This is a genomic window from Staphylococcus caprae (genome assembly GCF_002902725.1).
GTDB classification, from domain to species: domain Bacteria; phylum Bacillota; class Bacilli; order Staphylococcales; family Staphylococcaceae; genus Staphylococcus; species Staphylococcus caprae.
The window spans coordinates 63,759-75,379 of sequence record NZ_PPRT01000008.1; the positions used below are offsets into that span (position 1 = coordinate 63,759).

At 33.6% G+C, this 11,621-nt stretch carries 9 protein-coding genes; 6 read left to right on the plus strand and 3 right to left on the minus strand.

What is annotated here, in order from left to right:
• Positions 1 to 7: 7 nt before the first annotated feature.
• Positions 8 to 1,255, plus strand: a complete 1,248-nt coding sequence (locus CD155_RS02010; protein ID WP_070830888.1) for an acetate kinase — start codon at positions 8 to 10, stop codon at positions 1,253 to 1,255.
• Positions 1,256 to 1,497: 242 nt separating this feature from the next.
• Here the strand turns inward: CD155_RS02010 and CD155_RS02015 are convergent, their stop codons facing one another.
• A complete protein-coding gene (locus tag CD155_RS02015) occupies positions 1,498 to 1,998 on the minus strand; it encodes a universal stress protein (RefSeq protein WP_037541509.1) in 501 nt (166 codons plus the stop codon).
• A 142-nt stretch (positions 1,999 to 2,140) separates the two neighbouring features.
• On the opposite strand from CD155_RS02015, the gene ald reads away from it, so the two are divergent.
• On the plus strand, positions 2,141 to 3,259 hold the full coding sequence (ald, locus tag CD155_RS02020) for an alanine dehydrogenase (protein ID WP_037541508.1): 1,119 nt from the start codon (positions 2,141 to 2,143) through the stop codon (positions 3,257 to 3,259).
• A 46-nt stretch (positions 3,260 to 3,305) separates the two neighbouring features.
• On the opposite strand, the gene CD155_RS02025 is transcribed toward ald, so the two are convergent.
• Complete coding sequence (locus tag CD155_RS02025) at positions 3,306 to 4,361, minus strand: M24 family metallopeptidase (RefSeq protein WP_103212373.1); 1,056 nt, start codon at positions 4,359 to 4,361, stop codon at positions 3,306 to 3,308.
• 170 nt (positions 4,362 to 4,531) lie between these two features.
• Here CD155_RS02025 and CD155_RS02030 point away from each other — a divergent pair, with 170 nt between their 5' ends.
• Complete coding sequence (locus CD155_RS02030; protein ID WP_002443366.1) at positions 4,532 to 5,221, plus strand: metal-dependent hydrolase; 690 nt, start codon at positions 4,532 to 4,534, stop codon at positions 5,219 to 5,221.
• A gap of 88 nt (positions 5,222 to 5,309) precedes the next feature.
• Here CD155_RS02030 and CD155_RS02035 read toward each other — a convergent pair whose 3' ends face one another.
• A complete protein-coding gene (locus CD155_RS02035; protein WP_103212374.1) occupies positions 5,310 to 5,723 on the minus strand; it encodes a universal stress protein in 414 nt (137 codons plus the stop codon).
• A gap of 207 nt (positions 5,724 to 5,930) precedes the next feature.
• Between CD155_RS02035 and CD155_RS02040 the strand changes: the two genes are divergently transcribed.
• Genes CD155_RS02040 through CD155_RS02050 form a run of 3 tightly spaced genes read left to right on the plus strand, consistent with a single transcriptional unit; the run spans position 5,931 to position 11,440 of the window.
• On the plus strand, positions 5,931 to 7,229 hold the full coding sequence (locus tag CD155_RS02040) for a DRTGG domain-containing protein (protein WP_070830893.1): 1,299 nt from the start codon (positions 5,931 to 5,933) through the stop codon (positions 7,227 to 7,229).
• A gap of 33 nt (positions 7,230 to 7,262) precedes the next feature.
• Positions 7,263 to 8,201 carry a DHH family phosphoesterase gene (locus tag CD155_RS02045; protein WP_103212375.1) on the plus strand — a complete coding sequence of 313 codons (939 nt, stop codon included), beginning with the start codon at positions 7,263 to 7,265 and terminating at the stop codon, positions 8,199 to 8,201.
• A gap of 29 nt (positions 8,202 to 8,230) precedes the next feature.
• Positions 8,231 to 11,440, plus strand: a complete 3,210-nt coding sequence (locus tag CD155_RS02050) for a DNA polymerase III subunit alpha (protein ID WP_103212376.1) — start codon at positions 8,231 to 8,233, stop codon at positions 11,438 to 11,440.
• The last annotated feature ends 181 nt before the right edge of the window (positions 11,441 to 11,621 follow it).

Genomic DNA, 11,621 nt, shown 5'->3' on the forward strand with positions numbered 1-11,621 from the left:
ATGACCTATGTCAAAATTAATTTTGGCGGTAAATGCTGGTAGTTCATCTTTGAAATTCCAGTTAATTAGAATGCCGGAAGAAAAGTTAGTAACCAAAGGCGTTATTGAACGTATTGGTTTAAGCGATTCTATTTTCACGATTGTTGTTGAAGGGGAAAAGCTTACTGATGTTAGAGATATAAATGATCATGAACAAGCAGTTAATATTATGTTAGAAAGCTTTAAAGAACATAACATGATTGAAGATATTAATGAGATTGAAGGTACAGGTCACCGAGTTGTACATGGAGGGGAGAAATTCCCTAAATCAGTCGTTGTAACTGATGAAGTAGAATCTCAAATTGAAGAATTAAGTGAGTTAGCACCGCTACATAATCCTGCGAATCTTATTGGGATTAGAGCATTTAAAAAATTATTGCCTAACATTCCACATGTGGCAGTATTCGATACTTCATTCCACCAAACAATGCCTGAACAAGCATATTTATACAGCTTGCCATATCATTATTATGAAGATTATGGTATTCGTAAATATGGATTCCATGGTACAAGTCATAAATATGTCTCTAGAAGAGCAGCTGATATCTTAGGTAAACCAATAGAAGATTTGAGAATTATTTCATGCCATATTGGTAATGGTGCTTCAATTGCAGCGATTGATGGTGGCGAGTCCATTGATACTTCTATGGGATTCACACCGCTAGCAGGTGTGACGATGGGTACACGTTCAGGTGATTTAGACCCTGCATTAATTCCTTTTATTATGGAAAAGACTGGCAAAACAGCTGATGAAGTTTTAAATATTTTAAATAAAGAGTCGGGATTACTTGGTTTAACAGGTACGTCAAGTGATTTACGTGATTTAACAGAAGAAGCTAAACATGGTCGTCAACGTGCACGTGTCGCATTAGATTTGTTTGCATCTAAAATTCATAAATATATTGGCTCATATGCAGCTAGAATGCAAGGCGTAGATGTGATTGTATTTACAGCTGGAATTGGAGAAAACTCTCATATTATTCGTGGCAAAGTGTTAGAAGGCTTAGAGTTTATGGGTGTTTATTGGGATCCTAAGAAGAATGAAAGCTTACATGGCGAGGAAGGTTATATTAACTATCCACACTCACCTGTTAAAGTACTTGTCGTGCCAACAGATGAAGAAGTTATGATTTCACGAGATGTGATTAAATATGGTGGTCTTAAAGACGAGTCAAATGAAACAGTAAATGAAAATACTGAAGCACAAGATGCTTAAAATTTAGAAGCATGTAAAATGAACCGCATCGTTTCCTCATAGGGGAGATTATGCGGTTTTTAATATTAAGAAGTGAATCAATGATTTAATAAATGGAAATGGCTTTGAATAGAGGATTGAAATAGAGGAAATTGTTCGATAGTTATCTTCTATGATGGATCAGCTTTGAATAGATTGTCTTTCAAAAATAATAAGAGCCAGTTATTAACTGACTCTTATAAAAATAAGAAATATATTTAATCTTAATCTTGATATCTTTCGCGTAGTTTAGGTGTAGCAACTTGTGGTTGGAAATCTTCAGGAATTTCTTCAGTACGTACGACTAATACATCACATGGCGCATGACGTACAATTGCTTCAGAAACTGAACCTACAATAAAACGTTCTACAGCATTTAATCCTGACGTACCACTCATAATTAAATCTGCACCCACTTCATGAGCTAATTTCTTAGGTATAATTGCTTTTGGTGAACCAAATTCTAGGCGTGTTTCTACATTTTTAACACCTGCGTTTGAAGCCACTTCTTTATAACCTTTGAGTAATTCTTCAGAGAAATGTTTAGATTTCTCAGTAAACTGAGCATCATAGACTTCATAAGAAGAGTAAGTTCTTGAATCGATGACATTAACAATTGTCAACTTAGCATCGTTACGTTTAGCAACTCCTACAGCTTTATTAAAAGCCCATTCTGCTTCATGTGAACCATCGACTGCGATTAAAATGTTTTTATAAGTAATCATCGCTAGTGCCCCCTTCATCTTTCTTATCCTTATTTTAACACAATTTACAGAATATTTAATTATTAATAATTACAATTTTGTGTATTTTTTCTGATTGCGCTTTCATTGCTTTCGCGTTAGGATGTAATAGGAGGTGGATGGAATGAAAATTGGTATTCCTAAGGAGATAAAAAATAACGAAAATAGAGTGAGTTTATCACCAAGTGGTGTACATGCACTCGTCGAACAAGGACATACAGTTTTAGTAGAAACTAACGCAGGACTAGGTTCATATTTTGAAGATGTTGACTACAAAGAAGCTGGTGCTGAGATTGTATCAGAACAATCTAAAATTTGGGATGTTGATATGGTAGTCAAAGTTAAAGAACCATTAGAATCAGAATATCAATTCTTTAAAGAAGGGTTAATTCTTTTCACATATTTACATTTAGCTAATGAAGAGAAATTAACACAAGCTTTAGTAGATAATAAAGTAATTGGTATTGCTTATGAAACGGTTCAATTACCTGACAAATCATTACCGCTATTATCACCAATGAGTGAAGTTGCTGGTAGAATGTCAGCTCAAATTGGCGCTGAATTCTTACAAAAAGTTAACGGCGGTATGGGTATTTTACTAGGCGGTGTACCTGGTGTTCCTAAAGGAAAAGTCACTATCATTGGTGGGGGTCAAGCAGGTACGAATGCTGCTAAAATTGCTTTAGGATTAGGTGCAGATGTTACGATTCTTGACGTTAATCCTAAACGTTTACAAGAACTTGATGACTTATTTAATGGAAGAGTGCATACGATTATGTCCAATCCACTAAATATAGAAATGTACGTTAAACAAAGTGATTTAGTTATCGGTGCAGTATTAATTCCAGGGGCTAAAGCACCAAGCTTAGTTACTGAAGATATGATTAAGCAAATGAGAAGTGGCTCTGTGATTGTAGATATCGCTATTGACCAAGGTGGTATTTTCGAAACAACAGATAAAATCACAACTCATGATGATCCAACATATACAAAACATGGCGTTGTACATTATGCGGTCGCGAATATGCCTGGTGCAGTTCCACGTACTTCAACATTAGCTTTAAATAATGCAACTTTACCGTTTGCACAAATCTTAGCTAACAAAGGATATCGAGAAGCTTTCAAATCTAATCATGCACTTTCTTTAGGTTTAAATACGTATAAAGGTCATGTTACAAATAAAGGTGTAGCTGAAGCATTTAATTTAGAATATACTTCAGTGGAAGATGCACTTAATAAATAGTTTAAGATAGATAAACTCGGCTGATTATTAAAATCAGCCGAGCTTTTTATTTTTCATAATGTGTAAGTATTTCGTAGCCATTTTCAGTAACTAATATGTCATCTTCGATACGTACGCCTGCGATTCCGGGTACATAAATTCCAGGTTCAATTGTAATCACCATGCCCGCTTCTAATGTATTTTCGTTTACACTTGAAACGTCTTGATATTCATGTTCTTCTAATCCTAACCCGTGACCTAGTCTATGCGGGAAATATTCTCCGTAACCTGCATTGCTAATAATATCTCTAGCGATTTTATCGATATTTTTTATTGTCACTCCAGGTTTGATTGCTTCTATTGCAGATTGTTCAGCTTTTAATACAACGTTATAGATATTTTTAGCTTCTTGACTAGGGTTTCCAAATTTTACTGTTCGTGTCATATCACTACAATAATGTTCATAAACTACGCCTAAATCAAATAGCACATATTCATTATTTTGAAGCTTTCTGTCTCCAGGAGTGCCGTGAGGAGAAGCTGCATGGTCTCCAAATAATACCATTGTGTCGAAACTCATTTCATTTACGCCGTACTTTTTGATTTCATTTTCAATGTGATTAACGACTTCGCGTTCCTCAACGCCTTCATTAAGATAAGACACGCCAATTTCTATACATTTGTCTGCGAGCTCCGCAGCTTTTTTAATTTTTTCAATTTCTTCTTGAGATTTAATGTTTCTTAAATCTTTAATTGATTGGTCAAGGTCACTATAGACTTGAACATCGAATGCTTGAGACAATTCACGTTGACGTTTAACAGTTAAATGTTCACTTTCGATAAGTAATGTCGTAAATGTTTTCGGATATAAGTCGAATGGGTTTTCAGTATCTAAATAACCAATGATTTTCCCGTCGAAAGGTGAAACTTTGACTTCTTCAACCTCCATTTTCGGACAAAATAAGACATCTTCACCGTTTGCTTGGACGAGTAATGCGAATAAACGTTCATGTGGTTCACTACGATATCCAGTAAAGTAATATACGTTAAGTGGGGTAGTAATCCAAGCTGCATCGGCATTTTGTTGTTGTAAGACTTTTCTGATTTCTTCTGTTTTAGTCATATCAAACATCCTCCATTGTATTAGTTTAGTTTAATTTTATTCTAATTCGTTATCCTTTTCAAAAATTGAGGTACTATCACTTTCTGTTAAAGCATTTTCAGAAACAGTGTTATAAACAATGGTAGCTAGGGTATACTGATGACAGAGAACATTTGAGGAGGGCTATATAAATGAAATTATCATTTCATGGTCAATCAACAATTTATTTCGAGGGAAACGGTAAAAAGGTTATCGTCGATCCATTTATTTCTGGTAATGATAAATGTGATTTAGATGAACAAACATTAGATGTAGATTATATTATTTTAACGCATGGACACGCTGATCACTTTGGTGATGTTGTAGAGCTAGCCAATCGAAATCACGCGGTAGTGATAGGTTCAGCAGAATTGCAAGGTTATCTATCAACTTATCATGGTGTTGAAAATGTGCATGGTATGAATATCGGCGGTAAAGCTGAATTTGACTTTGGTACTGTAAAATTTGTGCAAGCATTCCACAGTTCAAGCTTTACTCATGAAGATGGTATTCCGGTTTATCTAGGTATGCCAATGGGAATTGTTGTTGAAGCAGAAGGTAAAACAATTTACCATACAGGAGATACTGGATTATTTAGTGATATGAAATTAATTGCTGAACGTCATCCAGTGGATGTATGTTTTGTACCTATCGGTGACAACTTTACGATGGGAATTGATGATGCAAGTTATGCAATCAATGAATTTATTAAACCGAAAATTAGTGTACCTATTCACTACAATACGTTCCCATTAATTGAACAAGATCCTCAACAGTTTAAAGATGCAGTAAATGTAGGGGAAGTACAAATCCTTGAACCAGGTCAATCTGTAGAATTTTAATTTGGAATAGTAAATTAGTAAATATAACATATAGAAAAATCCCGATTTTTAAATTAAGCCGTTTAAAAATCGGGATTTCTTTAAATGATTATTTAACAATTAATACAGGGATTGTAGCACGTTTAGCTACTTTGTGGCTGACGCTACCAAGTACAAATTTCTTCTTGTCTTCAGCTTTACGGTTACTTAATACAACGATGTCATATTTTCCACTGTTAGCGTATTTTAATAATTCTTCTTTAGGATTTCCTCTAACAATAATTTGATCGTAATTAATTCCGTAATCTTCTAATGCTTTTCTTGTTTTTTCTAAACGTTTACTTCTTTCTTCAGTTAACTTATCTAAGTGGACTCCTGCTTTGATAGAAGCTTGAGCATCTTGCTCATTAATGGCATTTAAAATAGTTACAACTGTATCTTTCCCAGCTAAATTTGACACTTCTTTTAATGCTTTTTCATTTTTTAATTGAGTGTCTACGCCTAGTAAAATATGTTTATACATAACTACATCCCTCCTCACTTATATTTTAATAGAGTTTTAATGGAATTTCCATTTATATTCACATTTTCTTTACAAAATCAATTTTAAACGGAATATTTTTGGTAAGTGAGAAAACGATCAACGATGAGCGAGGTTGTTCAATGATTTTTTTCGAGTTAAAAGTTATAATATAACAAAGACTGTTCTATAGAAATAAGAGGTAATGGGATGACGAAACACGAGCAAATTTTAAATTATATTGAATCTTTATCTATAGGTTCTAAAATTTCAGTTAGAAAAATAGCAAAGGTATTAGATGTATCAGAAGGAACTGCTTACAGAGCGATTAAGGATGCAGGACAATTAGGAATTGTAGCAACTATTGATCGTGTCGGTACAGTAAGGATAGAAAAACGTAATCGAGACAATATAGATAATTTAACTTTTAATGAAATTGCGAACATAGTGGAAGGTCAAATTTTAGCGGGTAAAAAAGGACTTGGAAAAACAGTTTCTAAATTTGCGATAGGCGCTATGAAACTTCAAGATATTTTAAAATATATAGAGAAACACACTTTATTAATAGTGGGTAACCGTGAAGATGTTCAAATAGAGGCATTAAAAAGAGGAACAGCTATCCTCATTACTGGAGGCTTTCACCCATCGAAATTTGTCATCGATTATGCGAATGAGCATGAATTGCCCATTATTTCATCAAGTTATGATACATTTTTAGTCGCAAACATTATCAATAGAGCAATGTATAACCAAAAGATTCGTAAAGAAATACTTGTTGTCGAGGATATTGTAAAACCTATAAACGAACTATCCGTATTATTTGATTATATGAAAATTAATGACTATAAAAAATTAGCTAACGAAACAGGTCATACAAGATTTCCTATTGTAAATAAAGATTTTAAACTTGTAGGTATTGTAACGAGTAGAGAAATTATAAATATGAACGAGGATGATGAATTAGGTAAGATAATGACTCGAAATCCTTTAAGCGTCAAACTGACAAACACTGTTGCGAGTTGTGCACATATGATGATTTGGGAAGGTATTGAGTTATTACCGGTAACCAATAATAATAAAAAAGCTGTAGGTGTCATCAACAGACAAGATGTGTTGAAATCAATGCAACTTTTAGGAAGACAACCACAAATAGGTGAAACGATTAACGATCAGATAGCAAAACATATTACCATTAATTCGAATAACATCAGTGTTGAAGTATCGCCTTTAGTCACAAATCATTACGGCACATTAAGTAAAGCCGTATTTGTAGGCATTATTGAAGAAACAATTCGACATGAGATGAGAAAATATAAAAAGGGTAATGTAATGATAGAAAACTTAAACATTGTTTATATCAAAACAGTGCCTATTGAATCATCCATTGAAGTCTATTACGAAATGCTAGATGTTGGTAGAAATTTCGCGAAATTAGAAGTAACCATGTTTAATAATAATGAGAAAGTTGCCAACGCTTTAGTGATATGCCAGATGTTCGAAGGTTTTTAATAAGTAAAATTTAGTTTTAAGGGAGTATTCAGAATGGAAAAAATTATGAACGATATCATGCATGAGGTTGAACAAGCAGACACAATCATTATTCATAGACATGTGAGACCTGATCCTGATGCATACGGGTCACAGTTGGGACTTAAATATTATTTAAAAATAAAATATCCAGATAAAAATATTTATGCCGTTGGTAACAATGAACCTTCATTAGATTTTATAGGTACATTTGATGAGATATCAGATGATGTTTACGAAGATGCGCTTGTCATTGTTTGTGATACAGCAAATGCGCCACGTGTAGATGACCAACGCTATCACACTGGAACGAAGGTTCTAAAAATAGATCATCATCCGGCAGTTGATCAATACGGAGACATTAATTATGTAAATACAGAAGCTTCTTCAACAAGTGAAATTATTTATGATTTTATTACTCATTTTAATGATGAACGTATCATTGATGAAAGTGTAGCACGTGTTTTATATCTAGGAATTGTAGGAGATACTGGTCGTTTCTTATTTAATAATACAACTCAACACACGATGGAAGTCGCTGGTAAATTAATTGCTTTTCCGTTTGACCCCAATGCTGAATTAAATAAAATGTCTGAAAAAGATCCTAAATTATTACCGTTTCAAGGTTACATCTTACAAAACTTTGAATTAGATGATGAAGGATACTGTCAGGTGAAAATTACGAGAGATATTCTAGAAAAATATCAGATTCAACCGAATGAAGCATCACAATTTGTGAATACAATTGCTGACATTCAAGGTTTGAAGATTTGGATGTTCGGTGTGGATGAAGGTGAAGAAATTAGATGTCGCATTCGTTCAAAAGGTACAATGATTATCAATGATGTCGCAAACGATTTTGGAGGTGGAGGCCATCCAAATGCATCAGGCGTATCAGTTTATAGTTGGGAAGAGTTCGACCGTTTAGCCGATGCATTGCGTCAAAAACTTTAAAAAGATATATCTAAAAGGAGGATACAAACATGGTTGCGCATTTAAATATTCATACTGCTTATGATTTATTGAACGCCAGTCTGAGAATTGAAGATGTAATCAATAAAGCTAAAAATGAAGGCTATACTGCGCTTGCAATTACAGATACCCATGTTTTGTATGGTTTTCCCAAATTTTACGATGCCTGCATTGCTGCTGATATTCATCCCATTTTCGGAATGACTTTAATATTAACGGATGGTCTATATAAAGTTGAAACAGTAGTACTCGCACAGAATAATGAGGGACTCAAAGCACTCTATCAACTTTCATCTGCCATTAAAATGAAAGAAAAGGAAGAAGTTCCTTTAGAATGGTTAAAACGTTATGATGACAATTTAATTATCATTTTTAAAGATGTAGAATCGACGCACTTACAAATTTTAGAAGCATTCAATGATCATACTCACGTTTACATGAATCATACGAGTGACGATATTATTGATAGAAAAAAGGTATGGTTACAATCGGCAAGATATTTAAATAGAGAAGATGCAGATACGATATCTGCTTTACAGGCAATTAGAGATAATTCTAAATTAGATTTAATTAATGAAAGTAAAGATTTTGGTGAGCATTTTCCTGATCAAAATGAACTTAAAAATATTTTAGATGATATAGACGAAGAAGTAATAAAAAATACGCAAACAATCGTTGATTTATGTCAGGCGAAACTCGTTTATCATCAATCATTATTACCGCAATTTGTCACGCCTAATGGTGAAGTTGCAAAAGACTATTTATGGTCGGTATTAATAGATAAATTAAATGAGTGGAATTTACATAATGATCAATATTTAGAACGGCTTAAGCACGAATATGAAATTATTACGAATATGGGCTTCGAAGATTATTTCCTTATCGTTAGTGATTTAATCCATTATGCTAAAACACATGATGTAATGGTTGGTCCAGGCCGTGGCTCTTCCGCTGGTTCACTGGTAAGTTATTTGCTAGGGATTACAACGATTGATCCGATCAAATTCAACTTACTTTTCGAGAGATTTTTAAATCCTGAAAGGGTTACGATGCCCGATATTGACATTGACTTTGAAGATACAAGACGCGAGAAAGTGATTCAGTATGTTCAAAATAAATATGGAGAACTTCATGTGTCAGGAATAGTGACTTTCGGGCACTTATTAGCAAGAGCTGTCGGTCGTGACGTTGGAAGAATTATGGGCTTTGATGAAACTACATTAAATGAAATTTCAAAGTTAATACCTCATAAATTGGGGATTACGCTTGATGAGGCTTATCAGCAAGACAATTTTAAAGCGTTTGTTCATCGAAATCACAGAAATGAACTTTGGTTTGATATGAGCAAGAAGCTTGAAGGACTTCCAAGACATACGTCAACGCATGCGGCGGGTATTATTATTAATGATCAACCGCTATATAAATTTGCACCGTTGACGTTAGGTGATACGGGTTTACTGACTCAGTGGACAATGACAGAGGCAGAACGCATAGGTTTATTAAAGATAGACTTCTTAGGATTACGTAACTTATCGATCATCCATCAAATTGTGACGCAAGTGAAGAAAGACTTAAACATTGATATAGATGTTGAAACCATTCCTTTTGATGATAGAAAAGTATTCAAGTTATTATCTCAAGGCGATACGACTGGTATATTCCAACTAGAATCTGATGGGGTACGTAGTGTATTAAAGAGATTACAACCAGAACATTTTGAAGATATCGTAGCGGTCACATCACTTTATCGACCAGGTCCTATGGAAGAAATACCTACATATATCACACGTCGACACGATCCATCTAAAGTTGAATATTTGCATCCTGATTTAGAACCCATTTTAAAAAACACCTACGGCGTCATTATCTATCAAGAACAAATAATGCAAATTGCGAGCAAATTCGCTAACTTTAGTTATGGTGAAGCGGATATTCTTAGAAGAGCGATGAGTAAGAAAAATCGTGCAGTGTTAGAAAGTGAACGTCAGCACTTTGTCAACGGTGCGAAAGACAACGGCTATGATGAACAAATGAGTAAACAAATCTTTGATTTAATACTCAAGTTTGCTGATTATGGTTTCCCTAGAGCGCATGCAGTAAGCTACTCTAAAATTGCTTATATTATGAGTTATCTAAAAGTGTATTATCCTAATTATTTTTACGCTAATATTTTGAGCAATGTCATTGGTAGTGAGAAGAAAACAGCCAATATGATTGATGAGGCTAAACATCAAAAAATTAATATTCTCCCACCTAATATTAATGAGAGTCATTGGTTCTATAAAGCGACTTCACAAGGAATATATTTGTCGTTAGGAACGATTAAAGGTGTGGGCTATCAAAGTGTTAAACTGATTGTCGATGAGAGATATAATAATGGAAAGTTTAAAGACTTTTTTGATTTTGCACGTAGGATTCCAAAGCGGGTTAAGACTAGAAAATTATTAGAAGCTTTAATACTTGTTGGTGCTTTTGACAATTTTGATAAGAATCGTGCTACTTTATTACAAGCTATCGATCAAGTTTTGGACACTACATCAGATGTAGAACAAGATGATATGCTTTTCGATATTTTAACGCCAAAACAAGTCTATGAGGACAAAGAAGAGTTACCAGATAAATTGTTGAGTAATTATGAAAAAGAATATCTGGGCTTTTATATTTCTAAACACCCGGTTGAAAAAGAATTTGAAAAGAAACAATATCTAGGCATTTATAAATTAAGTAACGCTCAAAACTTTCAACCAATACTTGTCCAATTTGATACAATTAAGCAAATTAGAACTAAGAACGGTCAAAACATGGCATTTGTAACACTTAATGATGGGATGACGCTAATGGACGGTGTGATATTCCCGGATAAATTCAAAAGATATGAAACTTCTATTTCTAATGAAGAAATGTTTATCGTGATAGGTAAATTTGAGAAACGGAATCAGCAACTTCAACTTATTATTAACCAAATTATTGAAATCAATACCTATAAAAATGAAAAAATAAATGCTTCTAAAAAAGTCATTATACGAAATGCGCATCATCTTCCTTCAAACATCCAAGAATTAATCATGAATGAGAAAAGTGGAGATCAGCATTTATTAGAAGTGAATGCATTTAATGAACGCAATAATAGCATGAATCGCTTAGGATTCTTGAGTAAAGATGAAGTTACAATTCAACAGTTGTTTGACTCTTTAAATCCTAGTGATATTAGGTTTATATAACTTTTATCACAATTTAAACTATGGTATAGTTAACTGATGGTTAAGATAATAATCATCAGTTTTTCTTTTGTTATTGTTTTTTGTTCTGGTTATACACTGACTGATTTTATAATCAGAAGAAAGAATAATTTCAAAAAATTAGAATAGGCAGACAATCAAGTTTATAGCATCAATATGATGT